This window comes from Amycolatopsis sp. La24 (genome assembly GCF_029087445.1).
GTDB lineage: Bacteria > Actinomycetota > Actinomycetes > Mycobacteriales > Pseudonocardiaceae > Amycolatopsis > Amycolatopsis nivea.
In genome coordinates this window covers 12,777-33,769 of record NZ_JARACH010000077.1, presented here as the reverse complement: position 1 = coordinate 33,769, position 20,993 = coordinate 12,777, and the positions used below count along the sequence as shown (strand labels likewise).

General features: G+C 69.6%; 19 protein-coding genes. 9 read left to right on the top strand and 10 right to left on the bottom strand.

The window, feature by feature from the left end; translation table 11 throughout:
• The first annotated feature begins 40 nt into the window (after positions 1–40).
• Positions 41–469, top strand: a complete 429-nt coding sequence (locus tag PUT80_RS41165; RefSeq protein ID WP_037815987.1) for a DoxX family protein — start codon at positions 41–43, stop codon at positions 467–469.
• Between the two features lie 44 nt (positions 470–513).
• On the opposite strand, the gene PUT80_RS41160 is transcribed toward PUT80_RS41165, so the two are convergent.
• The 3 genes from PUT80_RS41160 to PUT80_RS41150 all read right to left on the bottom strand — a co-directional run bounded on the left by PUT80_RS41160 (position 514) and on the right by PUT80_RS41150 (position 4,392).
• Positions 514–1,218 (bottom strand): TIGR03089 family protein, encoded by a 705-nt coding sequence (locus tag PUT80_RS41160; protein WP_275295373.1) that lies wholly within the window; start codon positions 1,216–1,218, stop codon positions 514–516.
• A 98-nt stretch (positions 1,219–1,316) separates the two neighbouring features.
• Positions 1,317–2,789 (bottom strand): LCP family protein, encoded by a 1,473-nt coding sequence (locus PUT80_RS41155; protein ID WP_275295372.1) that lies wholly within the window; start codon positions 2,787–2,789, stop codon positions 1,317–1,319.
• A 64-nt stretch (positions 2,790–2,853) separates the two neighbouring features.
• Entirely contained in the window at positions 2,854–4,392 is a 1,539-nt protein-coding gene (locus tag PUT80_RS41150) for an LCP family protein (protein WP_275295371.1), read from the bottom strand.
• A 118-nt stretch (positions 4,393–4,510) separates the two neighbouring features.
• On the opposite strand from PUT80_RS41150, the gene rfbB reads away from it, so the two are divergent.
• Positions 4,511–5,503 (top strand): dTDP-glucose 4,6-dehydratase, encoded by a 993-nt coding sequence (gene rfbB / locus PUT80_RS41145; protein ID WP_275295378.1) that lies wholly within the window; start codon positions 4,511–4,513, stop codon positions 5,501–5,503.
• 28 nt (positions 5,504–5,531) lie between these two features.
• On the top strand, positions 5,532–6,416 hold the full coding sequence (gene rfbD, locus PUT80_RS41140) for a dTDP-4-dehydrorhamnose reductase (protein ID WP_275295370.1): 885 nt from the start codon (positions 5,532–5,534) through the stop codon (positions 6,414–6,416).
• A gap of 392 nt (positions 6,417–6,808) precedes the next feature.
• Here the strand turns inward: rfbD and PUT80_RS41135 are convergent, their stop codons facing one another.
• From PUT80_RS41135 to PUT80_RS41125, 3 genes are read right to left on the bottom strand one after another with little or no spacing between them, the layout of a single operon-like run.
• On the bottom strand, positions 6,809–7,894 hold the full coding sequence (locus PUT80_RS41135; RefSeq protein ID WP_275295369.1) for a glycosyltransferase family 1 protein: 1,086 nt from the start codon (positions 7,892–7,894) through the stop codon (positions 6,809–6,811).
• A complete protein-coding gene (locus PUT80_RS41130; protein ID WP_275295368.1) occupies positions 7,887–10,400 on the bottom strand; it encodes a glycosyltransferase in 2,514 nt (837 codons plus the stop codon). Before PUT80_RS41130 ends, PUT80_RS41135 begins: the two co-directional genes overlap by 8 nt.
• 31 nt (positions 10,401–10,431) lie before the next feature.
• Positions 10,432–11,361: a glycosyltransferase family 2 protein gene (locus PUT80_RS41125; RefSeq protein WP_275295367.1), complete on the bottom strand. Its 930-nt coding sequence runs from the start codon at positions 11,359–11,361 to the stop codon at positions 10,432–10,434.
• Positions 11,362–11,379: 18 nt separating this feature from the next.
• Between PUT80_RS41125 and PUT80_RS41120 the strand changes: the two genes are divergently transcribed.
• Positions 11,380–12,465 (top strand): glycosyltransferase family 1 protein, encoded by a 1,086-nt coding sequence (locus PUT80_RS41120; RefSeq protein WP_134668796.1) that lies wholly within the window; start codon positions 11,380–11,382, stop codon positions 12,463–12,465.
• Between the two features lie 914 nt (positions 12,466–13,379).
• Complete coding sequence (locus PUT80_RS41115; RefSeq protein WP_134733810.1) at positions 13,380–14,510, top strand: glycosyltransferase family 1 protein; 1,131 nt, start codon at positions 13,380–13,382, stop codon at positions 14,508–14,510.
• Here the strand turns inward: PUT80_RS41115 and PUT80_RS41110 are convergent.
• Genes PUT80_RS41110 through PUT80_RS41100 form a run of 3 tightly spaced genes read right to left on the bottom strand, consistent with a single transcriptional unit; the run spans position 14,507 to position 16,499 of the window.
• Complete coding sequence (locus PUT80_RS41110; RefSeq protein ID WP_275295366.1) at positions 14,507–15,481, bottom strand: amidohydrolase family protein; 975 nt, start codon at positions 15,479–15,481, stop codon at positions 14,507–14,509. The two genes, PUT80_RS41115 and PUT80_RS41110, sit on opposite strands and share 4 nt — an antisense overlap.
• Positions 15,482–15,522: 41 nt before the next feature.
• Entirely contained in the window at positions 15,523–15,855 is a 333-nt protein-coding gene (locus PUT80_RS41105; protein WP_275295365.1) for a hypothetical protein, read from the bottom strand.
• Positions 15,856–15,881: 26 nt separating this feature from the next.
• Positions 15,882–16,499 carry an SRPBCC family protein gene (locus PUT80_RS41100; RefSeq protein ID WP_275295364.1) on the bottom strand — a complete coding sequence of 206 codons (618 nt, stop codon included), beginning with the start codon at positions 16,497–16,499 and terminating at the stop codon, positions 15,882–15,884.
• Positions 16,500–16,632: 133 nt separating this feature from the next.
• Between PUT80_RS41100 and PUT80_RS41095 the strand changes: the two genes are divergently transcribed.
• Together PUT80_RS41095 and PUT80_RS41090 are read left to right on the top strand one after the other, a co-directional pair.
• The gene (locus PUT80_RS41095; RefSeq protein WP_037815971.1) at positions 16,633–17,289 is read left to right on the top strand and encodes a TetR/AcrR family transcriptional regulator; all 657 of its coding nucleotides are present in this window, start codon (positions 16,633–16,635) and stop codon (positions 17,287–17,289) included.
• A gap of 50 nt (positions 17,290–17,339) precedes the next feature.
• Entirely contained in the window at positions 17,340–18,203 is an 864-nt protein-coding gene (locus PUT80_RS41090) for a glycosyltransferase family 2 protein (protein WP_205670269.1), read from the top strand.
• Between the two features lie 170 nt (positions 18,204–18,373).
• On the opposite strand, the gene PUT80_RS41085 is transcribed toward PUT80_RS41090, so the two are convergent.
• Positions 18,374–18,853 (bottom strand): hypothetical protein, encoded by a 480-nt coding sequence (locus PUT80_RS41085; RefSeq protein ID WP_275295363.1) that lies wholly within the window; start codon positions 18,851–18,853, stop codon positions 18,374–18,376.
• 140 nt (positions 18,854–18,993) lie between these two features.
• On the opposite strand from PUT80_RS41085, the gene PUT80_RS41080 reads away from it, so the two are divergent.
• Positions 18,994–20,073 (top strand): NDP-sugar synthase, encoded by a 1,080-nt coding sequence (locus PUT80_RS41080; RefSeq protein ID WP_275295362.1) that lies wholly within the window; start codon positions 18,994–18,996, stop codon positions 20,071–20,073.
• A complete protein-coding gene (locus PUT80_RS41075; RefSeq protein WP_275295361.1) occupies positions 20,073–20,966 on the top strand; it encodes a DNA-3-methyladenine glycosylase 2 family protein in 894 nt (297 codons plus the stop codon). Before PUT80_RS41080 ends, PUT80_RS41075 begins: the two co-directional genes overlap by 1 nt.
• Positions 20,967–20,993: the final 27 nt, after the last annotated feature.

Genomic DNA, 20,993 nt, shown 5'->3' with positions numbered 1-20,993 from the left:
GCCTGGTCAGTTGAATTTTCACCTATCGGGAGCTGTCTCCATGTTGACTCGAGTCAAGGACGTCGCGCTGCTGCTCGGCCGGATCGGCATCGCGGTGGTGTTCTTCGCCCACGGCCTGCAGAAATGGGACAGCGGCGTCGGGGCGACCGCCGACATGTTCAGCCAGATCGGCATCCCGCTGCCGAGCGTCTCCGCGTTCCTCGTGATCGTGCTCGAACTGCTCGGCTCGATCGCGTTCGTCGTCGGCTTCCTGCTGCCGGTGGTCGCCATCGGCTACGCGATCAACATGGCCGGCGCGCTGATCTCGGTGCACGCGGCGCACGGTCTCACCGGCGAAGGCGGCTACGAACTGGTGCTGGTGCTCGGCCTCACCGCGCTGGCGCTGGGCTTCAATGGCGGACGGCTGTCCCTTGACCACGTGCTGTTCCGGCGTCGCCGCGAAGGGGCGCACGAACTGCAGAGCGCCTGAGCGCGTCGTGAGTGCTGATCACGGTTTCTAGCCATGGTCAGCACTCACGAGGGCAGGTCGGCGGTGGTGCGTTCGGCCTCGCGGCGGGCGGACAGTTTCGCCGGGTCGGCGTTCGTCACCTGGACCAGGTGCGCGCTGGCGGCGAGCGGAACGAGCAGGCCGTCGAGTACGCCGTCCGGCACCGTCCAGTCCATTGTGGACAACACTCGGTCCGCCGCAGTCAGGCCGAGTTTTGCCGCGCGCGCAGTGGCTTCCGCCCACACTTCGTCCACTGTGGAGGAACCGAGCGCGGGGGTGTCGCCAGGAGTCGGCTGCGCCGGGAAGAACTGGTCGCCGGACATCCGGGCTTCGCTGAGGTAGTCGAGCGCTCCGCCGGACGGCGGGGTCGACAGGCCGCGGCCCATCGGGTCGAGCGACACGATCGCGACGGCCGGGGCGTCGATCTCCTCGTCCGGGGTGGTGAACACGACCCGCGCGCCGTCGGGCTCCGAGACCACGCGGGCTCCGCACCACCACGCGCCGAGCAGCACGCCCGCGGTCTGCCAGTGCGCGGGCAGCCGCACCGCGACGGCGTCGCCCTGCTCCACGTCGAACTCGTCGACCAGCCAGTTCGCCGTTTTCGCAGCCCAGTTCTGCATCGTCGCCACAGACAGCTCGACCCGGCTGCCGACCCGGTCGTCGTAGTGCGTGATCAGCGGTTTCGCCGGCGAGGACAGAAGCGGGCGCAGCAGCTGCTCGGTGAGGCTCATGCGCCCGCCTCGCTAGCGCTCGGCGCGGCATGAGCCGAAGGCGCAGTGTTGGATGATTCGCTCGCAAGCTCGCTCATGTCCTCAGGCTAGTCGCGGCGTCAGTCGACGCAGGGCACGCCCGGGATTCCGGAGTCGAGGCTCTGCGAAACCGCACCGGCCGCCGCGCCGCCGCCCCCGGTGCTGCCGGTGCTGGTGCGTCCGGCCAGTCCCGCGACGAACTTCCGCACCGCCGCCGGATCGACCTCGACGATGCTCTGCCCGTCCTCGCTGCGGCCGTTCGTGGTGATCACCGGGATCGTCGCGAAGGTCAGGTCGCCGGACGCGATGCCCTTGACCTGCTGGGCGAACTCGAGCACGTCCAGGCTGTCGTCGAGGACGAACGACCGGTGCACCGCGTCCATCAGGCTGTTCAGCGTGCCCGGATTGGCGAGCGTGCCCGCGGACAGCACCTTGCGCAGCGCCGAGGACAGGAACGCCTGCTGCCGCTTGATCCGGTCGAGGTCGCCGTTCGGCAGGTTCTTGCGCTGGCGCACGAAGGACAGCGCCTCGCCGCCGCTCACCGTCTGCACGCCGCGGCGGAAGTTCGCGCCGGAGTCCTTGTCCGAGGTCGCGTGGTTGAGGCACACCGGCACGCCGCCGACGGCCTCGGTGATCAGGTAAAACCCGAGCAGGTTGATCTCGGCGTAGTGGTCGATGCGCGCTTGGGTGAGGTCCTGCACGGTCTGCACCAGCGCCCGCCGCCCGGCGGCGTCCGAATCGCGGGCGATCTTCGCCTGGTCGCGCTCGCCCTGCGCGCGTTCCTCCTGTTCGGCGTGCGCCTTGGCGACGCCGTACGCGGAGTTGATCTTCGCCTTGCCGCGGCCGGGCACGTCGACCCAGCTGTCGCGCGGGATCGACACCGCGGACGCCTTGCCGCCGTTCTTCGGGATCCGCAGCAGGATGACTGTGTCGGTATTGATGCCGGCCTTGTCCTCGGTGCGCAACGACTTCAGCATGCTCGGCGGCAGCGGGTTGCCCTGCTGGTCGGTGCGCGCGTCGCTGCCGACGAGCAGGATGTCCGTGCCGCCGTCGTCGGCGGGCGGGGCCGGGGGCTCGCCCGCGCGCGGGGTGAGGACGTCGGCGGTCGCGACGTTGTCCTGCAGTTTGTCCTTGGTGACGTACGCGTAGCCCGTGCCGCTCAGCGCGAGCAGGGAGACCAGGCCGATCGCGACGCGGCGGGTGATCCGGGTGGCCCGGCCCGAGCGGCGCTGCGGTTCCGGCGGCGGGGCCGGGTTCGACGGCTGGGGGAGTTCGACGCGCGGATGCGGCGAGGGTTTCCACTCGGAAGCGGCAGCGGCGCCCTCGGCGACCGGCTCGGTTTCGTCCGCGGCGGTGTCCTCGGCTGCCTCTTCGGCGGGGGGCTCAGACTCTTCGGCAGCGGGCTCAGCGGACGCGGATTCCTCGGCAGCAGGCTCGACGGCCGCGTGCTTCGGCTCCGGCGTTCCGGCGGATCCGCGGTCCGAGGCGTCGGAAACCGCCGGACTGTCGGCGGAATCCGCCGTCCGGTCCGGTTTGTCCTGGTTTTCGCTCACCCCGGCTACCTCCCCGTTCACCAGCGTACGGCCTGCGGCGCACCGGCACGCTGGGTGCTCGACTCTAGTTGACGCAGGGAACATCGCCCGCCGTGATGAGCGGCGCGGGTGAGGTCGACGGGCTGGACGGAGGGGCTCCGGACGGCGAGGACGCGGGCGGTGCCGCAGGAGGAGCCGAGGACGTCGTGGCCGGCGCGCCGGCGGTGTCGCGCGCGTCCTTGCCGAGGATCACCCGGACGTGCCCGGCGGCGACGTCGGCGTCCGGCTCGGCCTGAGCGTTGCTGCCGAGAGCTTGGCGGACCAGATCGGCGGCGGCCTCGTCCGACGGGTGATAGCGCAGCACCGTCGTCGCGCGGGTGGACAGCTTCGTGCTGGTGCCGAGCTGGAAACCCTTGCCTTGCAACAGAGTCTGCACCTGGTCGGCGGCGCCCGAGCCGGAGCCGTCGAACAGTTCGACGGTGGTCTGCGCGGCCCCGGGCAACGGCGCGTTGCTGGAGGTCGGGGTGCTGCCGTCGGAGGTCAGCCGGTCGATCTCGGCGCGGACCTTCACCGGGTCGACGCGCAGCACGTCAGCGCCGCCCATGACCGCGTTGCCCTCGGTGGGGATGGTGTGGAATTCGACGTTTCCGCCGGTCAGCCCGCGCATCTGGTCGACGAACTCGGACAGGTCCCAGCCCGCGGACAGCACCACGGACTTCTTCACCGCCTCGATGAGCTGCGCGATCCGCACCGGGTTCGCGAGCACCTCGGACGAGAGCACCTTGCTCGCGAGCCCGGACAGGAACGCCTGCTGGCGCGCGATCCGGTCGAGGTCGCCGTTCTGCAGGCCGTAGCGCTGGCGGACGAACGCGAGCGCCTGGACGCCCTCGATGGTCTGCTTGCCCGCGGGAAGGTCGACACCCGACTTCTTTTCCTTCACCGGGTTCTTGAGGCACACCTGCACGCCGCCGATAGCCTTCGTGACCTCGTAGAAGCTGGCCAGGTTCACCTCGGCGTAGCGGTCGATCATGCCCGGTTTGCCGATGAACTTCTCGAGCGTCGCGACGAGGTTCTTGCGTCCGGCGAGCTTGGCTTTCTCGTCGACGTCCTTGAGGTCGGCGTTGCCCTTGGCCTGCAGCGTCTTGGCGGTGTCGTTGTAGGCGTAGACGTACGCGCTGTTCAGCTTGTGCTTGCCGAAGCCGCCGGTGATCTCGACGTAGGAGTCGCGCGGGAAGGAGATGGCGATCGCGTGCTCCCCGTTCTGCGGGATGTGCACGAGGATCATCGTGTCGGTCTGCTTTTCGCCGTCGGACTCGCCCGCGTGCAGCATGTCGAGCACTTCGCGGGGCAGCGGATTGCCCTGCGCGTCGGTGCGGCTGTCCTGGCCGACCAGGAGGATGTCGATCGCGCCGTCGAGCGGTTTCGCGTGCGGCTGCTGTTCGCCGAAGATCGCCGTGGTGGAGAAGCCGGACCGCGGGTCGCCGATGAACTGCCAGCCGTACCAGGTCACCGCCAGCACGACCACGGACACGACGGACAGCAGGATCTTCCCGCTTCGCCGCAGCACGACAAGCACGCCGCGACCGCGGTGCGCCGGCAGCGGCGTCCCCGGCCATTCGGCCACTGTTCCTCCCCAGGATGCCCAGCGCTTTTCGCGCTTTGCCGAACTCTACCGAGTCTCAGGTGAGCCACCCGTAGGCTGGTGGCGAGAGTGCCCGGTCGGGCGGAAGGGGTGGATGAGGATGCGGGTCCTGGTCACGGGCGGTGCTGGGTTCATCGGTTCGCATTACGTGCGGCAGGTGCTGTCGGGGGCGTATCCGACACTGTCCGACGCCGAGGTGGTGGTGCTCGACAAGCTCACCTACGCGGGCAGCGAGGCGAACCTCGCCCCGGTCGCCGACAGCCCGCGGTTGCGCTTCGTGCGCGGCGACATCTGCGACACCGCGCAGGTCGCCGAGCTGATGAGCGGAGTCGACCTGGTCGTGCACTTCGCCGCGGAGTCCCATGTGGACCGCTCGATCCTCGGCTCGGCGGACTTCGTGCTCACCAACGTGCTCGGCACGCAGACCTTGTTGCAGGCGGCGCTGGAGGCGCAGGTCGGGAAGTTCGTGCACGTCTCGACGGACGAGGTGTACGGGTCCATCCAGGACGGTTCGTGGTCGGAAGACCACGTACTGGAGCCGAATTCGCCGTACTCCGCCTCGAAGGCCTCGTCGGATCTGATCGCCCGCTCGTACTTCCGGACGCACGGTTTGCCGGTGTGCGTCACGCGGTGCTCGAACAACTACGGCCCGTACCAGTTCCCGGAAAAGGTCATCCCTCGGTTCGTGACGAACCTGCTGGACGGCGAGAAGGTCCCGCTGTACGGCGACGGCCTGAACGTCCGCGACTGGCTGCACGTGGACGACCACTGCCACGGAATCCAGCTGGTCGCCGACGGCGGCCGTCCCGGCGAGATCTACAACATCGGCGGCGGCACCGAACTGACCAACCGGGACCTGACCGAACGCCTGCTCGCCGCGGTCGGCGTCGGCTGGGAAATGGTCGAACCGGTGGCCGACCGCAAGGGCCACGACCGGCGGTACTCGGTCGACATCGCGAAGATCAGCGGCGAACTCGGTTACGCTCCGCGGGTGTCGTTCGAGGACGGTTTGGCGGAGACGGTGCGCTGGTATGCCGACAACCGCGCGTGGTGGGAGCCGCTGAAGGCCCGCGCCGCGCTCGGCACGTCCTGAAACCCTTTTCGCAGTAGGAGGTACGCCGGTGCGGCTGGCAGTGCTCGTGCCCGGCGGTTCTGGCCAGCTAGGCCGGGACCTGGTGAATTCCGCGGGCCCGGAAACGGAGGTGCTGGCACCTTCGTCGGCGGAGCTGGACATCACGGCGACCGGCCAGGTGATCGCCGCCGTGGGAGAGCTGGCAGAGCGCGCTTCGGCGGCAGGTGCGGTGCCGGTCGTGATCAACGCCGCGGCTTACACGGCAGTTGACGCAGCGGAGTCGGATGAGGCTAGAGCGTTCGCGGTGAACGTCGACGGACCACGGGTACTGGCGGCGGCTTGCACTTCACGGCGAGTGCCGTTGATTCACATCTCTACGGATTATGTATTCCCTGGGGATGGAGATCGGCCGTACGAGGTCGATGATGCTTTGGGGCCTAAGAATGCCTATGGGCGGACTAAGGCCGCAGGGGAGGACGCGGTACTCGGGTCAGGAGCGTCGGCCTGGGTAGTGCGGACGAGCTGGGTTTATGGGAAGACCGGAGCCAACTTCGTAGAGACAATCCGGCGGCTGGAATCGGAACGAGACCAGCTGTCGGTGGTAGATGACCAGGTAGGCGCACCGACCTGGTCAGCTGATCTCGCCCAAGGCCTCTGGGAACTGGCAGGAGCGATCGCCGAGGGACGCGGACCTGAAGGAAAGGTCCTGCACTGCACTGGCGGCGGAGAGACGTCGTGGTACGGATTCGCCAGGGCGATCTTCGAAGAAATCGAAGCAGACCCCGACCGAGTCAAGCCGTGCACCACCGAAGAATTCCCCCGCCCAGCACCCCGCCCCGCTTATTCTTTGCTCTCCAACGCATCCTGGCGAGACGCAGGACTTACCCCACTAAGGGATTGGCGCGCGGCTTTAAACAGCTACATCCACGCCTAAAGAGGAGAAAGGCCCAGGCCCCCTCCCTGTGCCCCTATACGAAGCCGCCCTGCGGTTCGGGGGTGCTTGTCAAGGCATCTTTCCCGCCTTGACAAGCACCCCCGAACCGTCAGCACAATGGGGCTTCGGGGCCTTTCTCCGGGCGGGTTTTCTTTTCCGGCTTCGCCGGGCTTTTCTCCCGGCTTCGCCGGTTCTTCCCGGCTTCGCCGGGCCTTTCGGCTTGTGGCCCCCCCCACCCCGATCCATTAATTGTCACTACGGTCTGAGGTGCTTGTCAAGGCTGGAAAGAGTACCTTGACAAGCACCTCAGACCGCGTGCTTGGCGGGGATCGGGGATGCGGGGGTCTGGGTGGTGCTCCTGTTATGCGTTGCTGCTGCGGTTTTAAAGCGCTTTACGCTTCGGTTGCCTGACGATATGCGTTTAGCGTGCGTAGCGCGGTGTTGTGCCAGGTGAAGCTTGCCGCGTGAGTTCTGCGGGCGGTAGAGGTGGCTAGGCCGTGGGGGTCGGTTACGGCTTGGCGCAAGGCTTCTGCGAGGCCGTCTACATCGTCATACGGGACTAAGGTGGCGCAGTCTCCTGCTACCTCGCGTAGAGCCGGGATGTCGGTGCAGACGACGGGGACATCCGAGGCCATTGCCTCCAGGACCGGCAAGCCGAAGCCTTCATCCCTCGACGGGAGAACCAATGCTGCGGCACCAGCCACGACCGTGCGGAGGTCCACATCGGACAGATAGCCGGTCTGTCCTGACCTTGGCAACCTGGGGAATGGGCCGGGGCCAGCGAAGACCAGCGGTGGCAGGTCTGGGGCGGCGGCGTGGGCGGCGGCTAGCCAGTCGAGGCCCTTGCGTGGTCCGGCGGCGCCGGCGAACAGCAAATACTTCTCTGGCAACCGTAGCTTCGCTCGCACTCCGTCGGCCGGTGGGCGGGCGGTGAACCAGGCTGGGTTCACGCCTAGCGGGGTGGCGATGATCTTCGATCGATCGACATCCAGTTTCTCCGCGACGGAATCCGCGACCGCCTCGGTGGGGGTGCAGATGACATTCGCCCGGTGGGCGCCGCGTCGGACCAATTCCGGGAGGGTTCGGTCGGAGTGGGCGAGTTCCTGGGGGGCGTCGATGAAAGCCAGGTCGTGGATCGTCAGTACTGCGGCGGCACGGAGGCGGCCGGGGAGGACGAAGTTCGTGCCGTGGACTACATCGGTTGGCCCGGCGAAAAGTTCGACGGGGGGTAGCTGGGTCCGTAGCCAGGTGGCTCGCAGCAGCCTTGCGGAGACTGGCATTCCGCGTGCCTGAACGCCGTGCGGCAAGACATGCCGCAGTTTCCGCCAGCCCCGCAGAGTGAACGCGACTGCGCGAAGGTCCACTTCGGACATCGAAGCGAGTTCTTCGCTCAACGCGGCGGTGTACCGGCCAATGCCCGTCCGGGAACCGAGCAGAGGGGTGCCGTCTAGCAGGACGCGCAGCGGACGGTCAGCCACGGCGCAACCGCTCCCGCGCTACCTTCGTGACCCGTCCTGCTGCTCGCTTCGCCAGTTCGCCCGGACCGCCAGCGGCGAGATATTCCCGCACCAGAGCCAAATCGCGCCGCACCATCGCGGTGCCGCGTACCGGGTCGCTGACGGTGAGGTCGGCGCCGCCGGGCAACCGGTCCGCGGCGGGGCGCGGGTTGCGGCAGAACTCCACCAGGGGTTTCAGCGCTTCCGGCCAGGCGTAGTGCTGCGCGACCACTCGGATCCGTTCGACGCAGGCGTCGGCGAATTCTCGGTCGTACAACGACTTTTCCAGTGCGTCTGCCAACGCGCCCGCGTCTTCGGCGGGGACGACGACGCCGAGGCCTTCCGCGCGGACGAGGTCGGCGAATGCGTCACCGTCGGTCGTCACGATCGGCAAACCGGCCCACAGGTAGTCGAGAACCCGGGTGCGGAAAGCGAAAGTCGTCTCGACGTGTTCGTAATGCGTGGTGACACCGCAATCGGCGTCGAGAAGCCAGTTCTGGCGGTCCGAATACGGGACCCATTGTTCGTTGAAGAAAACGTTCTTGTCCGTGAGGCCCAGCGAATCCGCCAGCCGCACGGTCTTGGCGCCGATGTCCATTTCGGCGACCTCGGGGTTCGGGTGCTTCATGCCGAGGAACACCAGACGGGCGTCGTCGCGGCGGTGGCGGAGGAGGTCGAAGGCGCGGATCAGGGTCAGCGGGTCGAACCAGCTGTAGACGCCGCCAGCCCACAAAACGACCCGGTCGGATTCGCCGATGCCGAGAGCGGAACGCAGACCCGGGCCGGTGCGCGTCGGGGCTTGCGGGGAGAGCCCGAACGGGACGACGGCGAGCAGCGACTGAGTGGTCGGGTCGGCGTCGTAGAGGCGCGGGGACAGGCGGCCGAGTGCGGCGAGGTGGCCCAGCCAGAAGTGGCGCTGGCGTTCGGAGGCGCAGAGGAAGAAATCGGCGCGTTCGAGCTGGGCGTCGAGGACACGGGTGACGCCGGCCAGGTCGAGCGCGCGCTGGTCGTCGGGGGCGTCCTTGCCCTGTTCCAGCAGCTCCAGGTGCATCGGGTCGTACACATCGGCGACCACGATCTTGTGCTCGTGCTGCTTCTTGAGCGACGGCGCCAGCTCCAGCACGTGCCCCTGAAGGATCACGACGTCCGCCCATTCGATCGGGCCGTCGAGGTCGCGGTGCTTGCCCGAGCTGATCTGGAAGGCCGCCGGCGGGGGCGAGACCAGCGGGTTGGTGGTCATGAGGTGCACGTCGTGCTCGGCGGACAGCGTCGAGGCGATGTTCCACGCCCGGATCGCCGGGCCGGCCATGCGCTCGGTGATCGAATCGCCGGTCAGCACGAGGATCTTGCGGCGCTGGCCGAACACGTCCTTGATGCCGAACGCTTCGACGAGGATTTCGTGTGCGCGAAGGTAATCCGGCAGCGGGTACGCGGGCTCAAGTGCCTTGCGCAGCAACGGAAGCAGGTCCGCGTCGGTACGCACGCGCGCGGCCTGCTCGACTGCGCGGGACTCCGCCAGCGACGGCATCATCTCCACGAATCGGTCCACCGCCAACACTCCGGCGAGCGTGGTGCGCGGGACCGCGACCTCCGAGGTGTCGACCGGGCCGACGCCCTTTTCCAGGTCCAGCTGGTCCGGGTTGATGCCGCCGCGTGCGGTCGCCCGGCGGACGGCCAGCGCGAGGGCCGCGGGAAGAGCGCGGGCCAGGGATTCGTCGGAGAGGTTCTTGTACAGCGCGGCCAGCGCGTTGCGTTCCAGCAGGAAGGTCTCGCGGCCGGTGTCGGGTGCGTCGACGGCGGCCATGGTGCCGTGGTGGCGGTGGTAGGTGAGCGATTCCGGCACGTAGCGGACGCGCCAGCCGCGCAGGTTGAGCCGCCAGCCGAGGTCGACGTCCTCGTAGAACATGAAGAAACGCTCGTCGAAACCGCCGAGTTCGGCGAACACCGACGCGCGCACGAACAGCGCCGAGCCGGTGCCGAAGAGGACGTCCTTGGCGACGTCGTGCTCGGCCTCGGGCACGTCCGCGATCGGGCTGCCGGCGTGGCGCTTGTAGCCCATGCCGAACCAAGTCAGACCCGCGTCCACGAAGTCGGTGCCGGTGCCGTCCCAGTCGAGGACCTTGCTCGCCACCGCGGCGACGGTCGGCTGCGCGCGCAGTTCGGCGACGGCCGCGGAGACCCACGCCGGAGCGGGGCGGGCGTCGTTGTTGAGGAAGCCGAGGACGGTGCCGTTGGCGTGCTTCGCGCCCAGATTGCAGCCGCCGGCGAACCCGGTGTTGACCGGCGATTCGATGAGCCGCACGTCGGGCACCTCGGCGCGGATGCGGGCCGCGTCGTCGCCGCCGGAAGCGTTGTCGACGCAGATCAGCTCGACATTCGCGTAATCCAGGTCGGTTCGCAGCGCCCGCAGGCAGGTGATGGTGTCGTCGGCGCCGCGGTAATTCACCACGATCACCGAGACGAGCGGTTGCGGGTCCCCCACTGCCAAGACGAGCTCCTCCGTCGAATTTCCGCCCAGCTTAAAGGCCAGCCCAGGCATCCCAGATCGCGCCTCGGCCCAGCGCCGAGATCCGGCTGACGCGACCGCGTTCCCGCAGCGTGCGGGGGAGCCGGAAGACGATCTCCGCCAGCACCCGCAGCCGCAGCGCGGGGTCGAAGTTCGCCGCGTCCGGACGGCGCCGGCGCAGCGGAAGCACCGCGGTGATCGCGGCGAAGCGGGCCAATTCCCGGATCGCGACTTTCGTAGGGGCGCAGCGCAGCAGCATCAGCAGGCGGTTGCGTTCGTTCCAGCGGTGAAATTGCGGTGAACCGGGCTTCGTGCTGGCTCCGTGCAGGTGCTGGACCCGTGCTTTCGGCGCGGCGACGACGTGCCATCCGGCCAGCCGCAGCCGCCACGCGGTGTCGGTGTCCTCGTAGTAACAGAAGAAGCTCGCCGGGACACCGCCGACCGCGCGCACGGCGTCGGTGCGCAGCAGCGCGGCGCCGCCGCAGAAGCCGAAGACCTCGTCGCTGGGCTCGGTGAGGTCGGCGCCGTGGCCGTCGGCGGTGAGCCGGACGCCGGTCGACTGGGTGCTGCCGTCGGTCAGTTCGAGCCGGGACGTGACGGCGGCGGCGAGCGGCTGGCTGTCGAGGGTGTCTTCGAGGTTGGCGAGCCAGTCCGGTTCGGGGGCGGCGTCGTCGTTGAGCCAGGCGACGCGAGGGGTGCCGATGCGGTCGAGCGCGTGGGCCATCGCACCGGCGTAACCGGTGTTGCGACGCAGCCGGAGGACCTCCGGACGGCTCGGGTGCTCGGCCAGAATCGTTGCGGTGCCGTCGGTTGAGGCGTTGTCCACCACGAGTGTCCGATGTGGACGGTCCTGCGCGGCGAGCGCGTCGAGGCATGCGGCGAGGTGGGCTTCCCCACGCCAGGTCACCACGACGACGGTGGTGCCGGATTCCGCGCTGGTCACCTGGGAGAGAATAGCGGCGTGCCCGAACTGGTCGTGATCGCCGAGCAACTGCTCGCCCCCGTTCCGGGTGGCACCGGCCGGTACACCGCCGAACTGCTGCCCGCGCTCGCCCGCACCGCGCCGCCCGGCTGGACCGTGTCCAGCGTGGTCGCGCGGCACGCGGACGTCTCCGCGGCGCAGGTCGAGGGGGTCGAGGGGCCACGCGTGCTGCCGCTGCCGCCGAGGGCGCTGGTCGCGCTGTGGCAACTGGGCCTGCGCTGGTGGCCGGGCGGTGACGCGGTGCACGCGCCGACCCCGTTCGCGCCGCCCCGTGCCCCGGCTGGGCGAACGCTGACCGTCACCGTGCATGACACGGTGCCGTGGACGCATCCGGAGACCCTGACCGCACGCGGCGTCAGCTGGCACCGGTCGATGATCGCGCGGGCGGCGCGGCGGTCGTCCGGGCTGATCGTGCCGACCCGAGCGGTCGCCGACGAACTGGCGGTGCTGCTGGACGTGGACGTCCCGGTGCGGGTCGTGCCGCACGGGGTGACCGTGCCGGAGGGGTCAGCGCAGCTCGACCTGCCGTCGCGGTACGTGCTGGCGGTCGGGACGATCGAACCGCGCAAGGGCATGGACGTGCTGGTCGACGCGGTGGCGCAACTCGACGGCACGGACGAGGTCGGCGACGTCGGCCTGGTGCTCGCCGGCCAGCCCGGCTGGGGCGGCATCGACCCGGTGCGACTGGCCGCCGACCGCGGCCTGAAATCGGTGCGGGTCCTGGGGAAGGTGACTGACGCCCAGTTGGCGACCGCGATGCGCGGCGCGAGCGTGCTGGCGATGCCGAGCCTCGCCGAGGGCTTCGGACTGCCGCTGCTGGAAGCGATGGCGATCGGGGTGCCGGTGGTGCACACGGACGTCCCGGCCCTGGTAGAGGTCTCCGGCGGGGCCGGGCTGGTGGTGCCGCGCGGGGATGCGGACGCGCTGGCTTGGGCGCTGAAAGAGGTGCTGTTGTCGCCGGACAAGGCGGCGGAGCTTTCGAAACTGGGGCGGGAGCGGGCCCGGACGTTCACTTGGCGAGCGGCGGCTGAGGCGGTGTGGGCGGCTCATCGGCGGGCTAGCTGACGGCTGGTTTGTAGCGGGGTGGCGAGTGCGGCTGCGGCGGGCTGGCTGACGGCTGGTTTGTAGCGGGGTGGCGAGTGCGGCTGCGGCGGCTGGCTGCGGTCGGCGGCGAGTGGGTTCTGACGGCTGCGTCGGCGGTCGGGCTGGCTGACGGCTGGCGGGCTTGCGGCGGGTCGGCAATTGGGCTTTGGCGACTGCGGCGGCGAGCGGCTGGTTTGTAGCGGGAGCGGCGACTGCGGTTGCGTCGGCGGGCGGGCTGCTGTCGGGCTGCTGTGGGGGCTTTGGTGGGCGGGTTGCGGTCGGGGCTTCGGCGGCTGCACCGGCGGCCGTTTGGGTAGCGGCTGGGCAATGGTGGCTGTAGCAGCGGCTTGGCGGGCTGGGCATCGGCGGCCGGGCAGATGGGGCGGGCTGCGGTTGGGCTCAGGGTTGCGGTCGGGCATTGGCGGTTTGGCGGGCCGGGCAGATCGGGCAGGCTGCGGTCGGGTTCGGGTAGCGGCTGGGCATCGGCGGCCGGACTGGCGGCGCGCTCGTCAGCGGAGTCGGCTGTCGGGCTTTGGCGGCTGCACCGGCGGTCGGGGCTGGCCTCTGGCGGCCGGGCTGAGGGGTTCGGGAGGCGGTCGGGTGCTCGCGAAGGTTCCGGTGCTGGTCGAACCGGGGCGGTCGGGCTGGCAGCGCCGCGGCTGCCGAGGGGCGGCGGGGCTGTCGAAGCTCGGCAGGGAGCAGGCGCAGGTGTTCGCGGGGCGCTGCGGCGTCGGCAGTCGTCAGGCTGCCATCGGCCTAACACGGTCGGGTGAACCCGGACGGGTGAGTGCAGGTGGGCGAGGGTGGTGGCGCCTGGAGTCGGCGGCAGTTTGCCGGTTCCTGACCTGTGCGGTGGGTGATCGCCGTACGCTGCACTCGTGACCGGTGATCCCCGTGTGCTGATCGACGCGACCGCGGTGCCCGCGGATCGGGGTGGGGTCGGCCGATACGTGGACTCGCTCGTCGGTGCGCTCGATCAGGACGGGGCGCGGCTGACGGTGGTCTGCCAGCCTCGTGACCTGCCGCTTTACAGTCAGCTCGCGCCTGGTTCCCGGATTGTCGCCGCGTCGCCCGCGACCTCTACGCGCACTGCACGGCTGACCTGGGAGCAAGCCACCTTGCCCCGGCTCGTGCGGCGGCTCGCTGCGGACGTCGTGCACTCTCCGCACTACACGATGCCGCTCGCCAGCGGGGCCGCTTCGGTGGTCACGCTGCACGACGCGACGTTCTTCACCGACGCGGTCCTCCACTCGTCGGTCAAGGCCCGGTTCTTCCGTGCATGGACCGCTACCGCGCTGCGGCGGGCGACACTCTGCGTAGTTCCCAGTCACGCGACAGCGGTAGAGCTGGCGCGGGTGAGCCCGGTTCGGCACGCGGAGTTGGAGATCATCCATCACGGCGTCGACAGCGAACGGTTCCACCCGCCGTCCCCGGAGGAGATCGCGGCGGCGCGGAAGGCGGTCGGGCTCGGCTCGACGCCGTACATCGCGTTCCTCGGGGCGCTCGAACCGCGGAAAAACGTGCCCGCGCTGATCCGCGGTTACGCCCGCGCGGTCGCTGGGCAGCGGGACGCGCCGGCGCTCGTGCTCGCCGGGCAGCCTGGCTGGGACACCCAGGTGGAGCGCGCGCTGGACGCGGTGCCGCACCGGCTTCGGGTGATCCGCGCGGGGTATCTGCCGTTCGGGACGCTCGCCGGATTCCTCGGCGGCGCGGAGCTCGTGGCGTACCCGAGCCTCGGCGAAGGCTTTGGGCTTCCGGTGCTCGAAGCGATGGCCTGCGGTGCCGCGGTATTGACCACGCGCCGCCTCTCCCTGCCGGAAGTCGGCGGCGACGCGGTCGCGTACTGCGGTGTCGGTGCGGGCGATGTCGCCGCGGCGTTGACGGAATTGCTGGCCGATCCGTCGCGTCGCTCAGTACTCGCTTCCGCGGCGCAGCGGCGCGCCAAGGAATTCTCGTGGACGACAACGGCGGATCGGCACCGCGAGGCTTACGGAAAAGCCTGGCATCAGCATTTGCGCAATCGTTAACGGAGACCGTAAAGGGCTTCCGCGTTGGCGTGCGCGATCTTTTCCCGGTCTTCCTCGTCGGGCAAATTCTGCAGGAATTCCGCGACAGCCGTGGCTTGGACCCGGTGGAACGGGTAATCGCCGGAAAGCAAGATCCGATCGGCGCTGGTGTATTCGAGAGCGTTGCGCAGCATTCGCGGGACGAGCATTCCACTGGTCGCCAGGTGAATGTTAGTGCGGAAATACTCGGCGACGCGACGTTCGAGATGCGTGGCCGTGTGCGACAGGCTGTCGATGCGGTCCAGTGCGAACAGGACCACCTCGCCCCAGTGGCCGAGGGCGACCTGCAGATCCGGGTGGCGGTCGAAGGTTCCGCGCAGGATCAGCCGGATGACGGCTAGCCCGGCCTCGTAGTGCCAGCCGAGGCCGTACGTGGCCAGTCCGAGGTCGAGTTCCGGGCCGAAACCGCTGTAGGAAGCCTTGCGGACGGACTCCACCGGGATCTGCGGGTGGACGAAAACCGGCCTGCCGAGCGCGGCGGCCGCGCCGAGCAGTTCGTCGTACGCGGGATCGTCGAGCGGGCGGTCGCCGCTGCGGCCGTACGACATGATCCCGACGTGCGCCGGATCCTTCGCGGTCCGTTGCAGTTCGGCGAGCGCTGCGTCCGGATCGGACATCGGCAGCGTCGTCATGGCGCGGAAGCGGTCGGGATGCTTCGCGACGGCCTCGCTGACCAGGTCGTTCGCCTCGCGGCTCAGCTCGATGCCTTGCGGGGCCGGGCATCCGTGCGTTCCCGGCGGCGCGATCGAGAGGATCTGGACGTCGATGCCCGCCTCGTCCATCCACGCGACGCGCTGGTCGCCGATGTCGAGCAGGCGCTCGGCGAGATCGCCGCGGTCGTTGTGCGCGATGCTTGGGTCGCCGGATTCGGTGCGCAGCATCCGGTCGATGCCGGGGGTGGTCCAGTGCTCCTCGATGGCGACGGTTTTCATCGGCCCCCTCTTTACGGCTGGTGGTTTCGAGGTTACCAGTTTCAGTTAACGGCGCCGGGGCGTTTGCGGACGTGGTGGGCGATGGCGACCGCGACTCCGCTCGCGACGAAGAATGCGGTGACCGCCGGATTCATGGATTTAGACAAACTCGGCGCGCTTTCCGGACTTAACGCCCAAAGCGCGAGCACTCCGAGATAGACCGCGGCCAATCCGGCGGACCACCAGCGCAGGGCATGCGGCTGGGAATTGCGCAGGCTGGAGACGAGAAGCGCGATCAACGGAATACCGGAGAGCAACGCGAACTGTCCGAGGACGAGAGCCGGGACGGACCAGGCGGTGATCAGGACAGGCAGCGAGGCACGGGACGCGGGCATGACGATTCTCCTTCGCGGGTACGGGTTCAGCGGTGGCAGCGGGCTTCGGCGGCGGTCTTCAGATCGGCGAGCCAGAGGTCCAGCCCCGGGGCCAGGTACTTGATCGCGGTGGCCGGGTCGGCCTCGATCTGCTGGCCGGTCCAGCTTTCTTCGGTGCGGACGAGGACTCCGCCGCGCACCGGGACGAAGTTCCAGACGTGCGTGCCCTTGTCGATCCGCAGGCCCTGGCCGATCGCCGGGCCGGACCAGCGAATGCACTGGCCGGGTTTGACCTGGTGGACGGTCGACGTGATGACCAGCGTGGTGGCCGGGGTCGACGGCGTGGGCGGAGCGGGCGTGGTCCAGCGGAACCGCGAACCGGGGTGCAGGCGGCCGGGGTCGAGGCGCTTCATGCTCGTGACCGGCTTTTGCCAGCGCGGCCAGCTTTCGACGCTGGTGTGCAGTCGCCACACGGTGCTCAGCGGGGCCTTGATGAAGGTTTCCGCGCGGTGGTGAAGCTGGGCGGACGGGTCGATGCTTTTTCCTTGGCAGGTCAGGGAACTCGGGTGCGGGGTGGCGGCTTGGGCGGGCGCGGCGCCGAGCAGTCCGGCGACGATCGGAAGGGTCAGCAGTGCGGCGCGCAGACGCGGCTTGAGGTTCGACATGGTGAACTCCATTAGTGATAGTTAATATGCTTAACTACAGTTAAGACCATACAAGTTCGCGACCGTGAACGTCAATAGCGGGAGTGAAGGGGCTTAACTACACTGAGCGGAGAGGAACGAAGGGGAACAGCCGATGGCCGAACAGGCACCACGGGAGCGCTACCGCGAACAGGTGCGCGAGGAGATCAAGCAGCACGCGCGGCAGCAGATCGCCGAGGCGGGGCTGCCCGCGCTGTCGCTGACCGCGATCGCCAAGCAGATGGGCATGACCGTGCCCGCGCTGTACCGGTACTACCGCGGCCGAGACGAGCTGATCACCGCGCTGATCCGGGACGCGTTCCGGAGCCTCGCCGACACCGTCCGCGCGGCGGCGGATTCCGGGGCGGACCTGCTGGCACTGGCGCACGTCATCCGGGACTGGGCCAAGGCCGATCCGCAGCGCTACTTCCTCATCTACGGCACGCCGGTGCCCGGCTACCACGCGCCGCCGGACACGACGGCGATCTCCAACGAGGTCATGGAAGTCCTGATCGAGGCGAACGCGGCACTGGGCGAACCGGAGTCGGCGACGACGTTCCACGTGCACCTCGAAACCCATCGCGAGTGGGTGGACAGCGACACCGCGGGCACCGGCGCGGTGCGGCGCGCGCTGTCCTTCTGGACCCGCCTGCACGGGGTCCTGTCGCTCGAACTGGCCGGCCACTTCACCGGGATGAAATTCGACCCGGGCCTGCTGATCGACGACGAACTGGCGGAGCTGAAAGGCGGTCCGGGAAATCACTGCGGGTGACCGGGTCGGTGGGCTGACGTAGCCGTCCGTGAGCAGTGGACAATGGCGCCGTGACTGAGCAGCGCACGTATGGTGACCGCGTCGGCGTCGTGACCGTGACCTACTTCCCCGGCGAAACGCTCGAGAAGTTCCTCGACACGCTCGACAAGGCGACGGACCGCGAGGTGCACGTCGTCGTCGCCGACAACGCGTCCACCGACGGCGCTCCGGAGAAGGCCGCCGAACGCGAGAACGTGACGCTCGTCAGCATCGGCGAGAACGTCGGCTACGGAACGGCTGCCAACCGCGGTGTCGCGGCACTCGACGACAGCTACGGCTGGGTCGTCGTGGTCAACCCGGACCTCGAATGGGAGCCGGGCTCGCTCGACGCGCTGATCGAGGTCGCCGGGCGCTGGCCGCGCGGGGCCGCGTTCGGGCCGTTGATCCACGACCTCGACGGGACCGTCTACCCGTCCGCGCGGCTGCTGCCGTCGTTCGGGCGCGGGATCGGGCACGCGGTGTTCGGCAAGGTCTGGCCGGGCAACCCGTGGACCCGCGAATACCGCCAGGAAAACGCCGCGCCGGTCGAGCGCACGTCCGGCTGGCTGTCCGGCTCCTGCCAGCTCTTCCGGCGCGAGGCGTTCGACTCCGTCGGCGGCTTCGACACCCGCTACTTCATGTACTTCGAGGACGTCGACCTCGGCGACCGGCTCGCGAAGGCGGGCTGGCAGAACGTCTACGCGCCGTCGTCGAGCGTGATGCACATCGGCGGCCACTCGACCGCGCGCGCGTCGGCGAAGATGCTGCGCGCCCACCACGCGAGCGCCTACCGCTACCTCGCCGACCGGCACCAGGGGCTGCTGTGGAAGCCGGTGCTGGCCGCGGTGAAGCTCGGGCTGGCGCTGCGGGTGAAGCTGGAGACCCGCAAGGGCTGACGGTCCGCAAAGGACACCCGGGCAACCGGCGTGCCCCCGGGATCGTCCAGCTGCTCAGCCGCCGCAACACTTTGCGGTCGTAAAGATCGCTCGCGGGAGACCCGACCTCCCGCACGGGAAGTCTCCCCGGGCAATCCGGGCAGCCCGGGCCGGGGGAGACCCCGTGAGGATCACAGCCCGTCGAGCCGCCGGGACAGGTTGGACCGTCCGCTGTTCTGCTTGATCGTGGGGACCAGGCCGGTCATTTCCTCCTCGGCCGGATCCTTCAGCGGGCTCGCCACCGGCTTCGCCTGCGGGCGCGGGACCAGCGGCGTCGTCGTCTGCGGAGCGGCCGGGCTCGGCACCGTCGGCTGCGGAGCGGTGCTCTGCGCGCCGGGGATTTCGAGCGGCCGCGTCGGCGTCGGCTGGGCCAGCGGATGCGGCGACGGCTGGGTGCGCGTGCCGCTTGCCAGCGGATGGTCGTTCTCTTCGATCAGCGACGCGGGCAGCTGCGTCGTCGTGTCGGGATCCAGCCCGGAGACCACCGCGGCGGAGATCTGCTGGGTGCTGGAGGAATCCATCGGAGACGTCATGTTGTCCGGCGTCACCACGAAGGCGCCGCGGGATCGTGCGCGTGCGAGCAATGCGTCCGCGCGATCGCGGGGGTCCATTCCCCTCGGCCTCCCGACTGACCCGGGGCCTCTAGGGAAAGGCCCGCCTGTTTCCTGTCTAGGGTAGGCCCTCGGGGCCCGCGCCGCCCACGTTTCCCGCGGCTTGTCGCTCAGCGGTGCGTGATACAAAGGAGATTTCTGTGACGTCCGAGGTCGAGGTCGACGCCGTCGTACTGGTCGGCGGCCAGGGCACGCGGCTGCGCCCGCTCACGCTGTCCGCGCCGAAGCCGATGCTGCCGACGGCGGGCACGCCCTACCTGAGCCACCTGTTCTCCCGCATCCGCGCGGCCGGGATCCGGCATGTGGTGCTCGGCACGTCGTACCGGGCCGAGGTGTTCGAGGAGTACTTCGGCGACGGGTCCGCGCACGGGCTTGAGCTCGAGTACGTGGTGGAGGAGGAGCCGCTCGACACCGGCGGCGCCATCCGCAACGTCTACGACCGGCTGCGCGCCGACCACGCGATCGTCTTCAACGGCGACATCCTCTCCGGTGCCGACCTGCACGCCCAGCTGCGCACCCACCTCGACTCCGGCGCGGACGTGACCCTGCACCTCCAGCGCGTCCCGGACCCGAGCCGCTTCGGTTCGGTGCCGACCGACTCCGACGGGCGCGTCACCGCCTTCCTGGAGAAGACGCCGAATCCGCCGACCGACCAGATCAACGCCGGCTGCTACGTCTTCCGCCGTCCGGTGATCGAGACCATCCCGGCCGGGCGGCGGGTGTCGGTCGAACGCGAGACGTTCCCCGGCCTCCTCGAAAATGGTGCGCATCTGCACGGATTTGTTGATTCTTCGTACTGGCTCGATGTCGGTACTCCCGAGGCGTTCGTCCGCGGCAGTGCCGATCTGGTCCGCGGCGTCGCGCCGACTTCCGCGCTGGCCGGGCCGACCGGCGATTTTCTGGCGCTGGACGGGGCTTCTGTCTTTACCGGAGCGAAGCTCACCGACGGCACGACGGTCGGTGCGCGGGCCGTCGTCGGAAAGGGCGCGACGGTGTCCGGCTCGGTCGTGTTCGACGACGCGGTGATCGGCCCGGACGCGATTGTCGAGAATTCGGTGCTGGGCCGCGGAGCGCAGGTCGGCGAGGGCGCGGTGCTGCGCGGTGTCGTGCTCGGCGACGGCGCGTCGGTGGGGGCTCGCTGCGAACTGCTCGACGGCGTGCGGATCTGGCCCGGCGTTGCGGTGCCGGACGGCGGCATCCGGTTTTCGAGCGACGCGTGATGGAGTGGCGTCCGGGGTTTCCGGTGGATCTGGCGCAGGTGCTGGGTCCGCTGAGCCGTGGGCGCGGGTCGCTGAACTTCCGGCGCGACCGCGGCGTCTGGTGGCTGGCCGCGAACACACCCGGCGGCAAGGGAACGCTCGCGCTGCTGCACCGGCCGGACGGCGTCGTCGAGGCCGAGGCGTGGGGCGAGGGCGCGGATTTCCTGCTCGCCGGCGTGCCGGCGCTGCTCGGCGCGGACGATGACGACACCGGATTCGTCGCGCATCACGACGTGATCGCCGCCGCCCGCCGCGACACGCCCGGGCTGCGGCTCGGCTCGACCGGACGGGTGTGGGACGCGCTGGTGCTGGCGATCCTCGAGCAGAAGGTGAGCGGCAAGGAAGCGATCCGGTCGTGGGCGGAGCTGTGCCGGTGGTTCGGCACGCGCGCCCCCGGCCCCGGCCCGGACTTCCTGCGGGTGCCGCCGGACCCGGTCGCCATTCGGTCCATTGTGGACTGGAACTGGCACAAGATCGGCGTGGATGTGAAGCGCCGCTCGGCCCTGATCGAGGCGGCTCGGGTCGCTTCGCGGCTCGAAGAAGCGGTGCAGCTGCGCGGGGTTGAGGGACGCGCGTGGCTGCGGAAGGTGCGGGGCATCGGAGTGTGGACGGCGGCGGAGATCGCCCAGCGCGCGTGGGGCGATCCGGACGCGGTCAGCTTCGGCGACTACAACATCCCGGCGGTGGTCGGGCATACGCTGCTCGGGCGGGAGATCGACGACGAGGAGATGGCGCAGGTACTCGCCCCGTACGCGCCGCAGCGACAGCGGGCGATCCGGTATCTGGGAGCGGCCGGGGCTCGGCGGCCGCGGTTCGGGCCGCGGATTGAGCTGCGGGATTACCGCGCGATGTGAGTGCCTGACCGGCGTGCCGCGGTCTGG

Bases quoted from the DNA above. Each gene is read 5' to 3' on its own strand.
- PUT80_RS41095 (WP_037815971.1), top strand. From the start codon at position 16,633: ATGGCCGAACAGGCACCACGGGAGCGCTACCGCGAACAGGTGCGCGAG.
- PUT80_RS41085 (WP_275295363.1), bottom strand. From the start codon at position 18,853: ATGGACCCCCGCGATCGCGCGGACGCATTGCTCGCACGCGCACGATCC.
- PUT80_RS41165 (WP_037815987.1), top strand. From the start codon at position 41: ATGTTGACTCGAGTCAAGGACGTCGCGCTGCTGCTCGGCCGGATCGGC.
- PUT80_RS41105 (WP_275295365.1), bottom strand. From the start codon at position 15,855: ATGCCCGCGTCCCGTGCCTCGCTGCCTGTCCTGATCACCGCCTGGTCC.
- rfbB (WP_275295378.1), top strand. From the start codon at position 4,511: ATGCGGGTCCTGGTCACGGGCGGTGCTGGGTTCATCGGTTCGCATTAC.
- PUT80_RS41110 (WP_275295366.1), bottom strand. From the start codon at position 15,481: ATGAAAACCGTCGCCATCGAGGAGCACTGGACCACCCCCGGCATCGAC.
- PUT80_RS41075 (WP_275295361.1), top strand. From the start codon at position 20,073: ATGGAGTGGCGTCCGGGGTTTCCGGTGGATCTGGCGCAGGTGCTGGGT.
- PUT80_RS41160 (WP_275295373.1), bottom strand. From the start codon at position 1,218: ATGAGCCTCACCGAGCAGCTGCTGCGCCCGCTTCTGTCCTCGCCGGCG.
- PUT80_RS41100 (WP_275295364.1), bottom strand. From the start codon at position 16,499: ATGTCGAACCTCAAGCCGCGTCTGCGCGCCGCACTGCTGACCCTTCCG.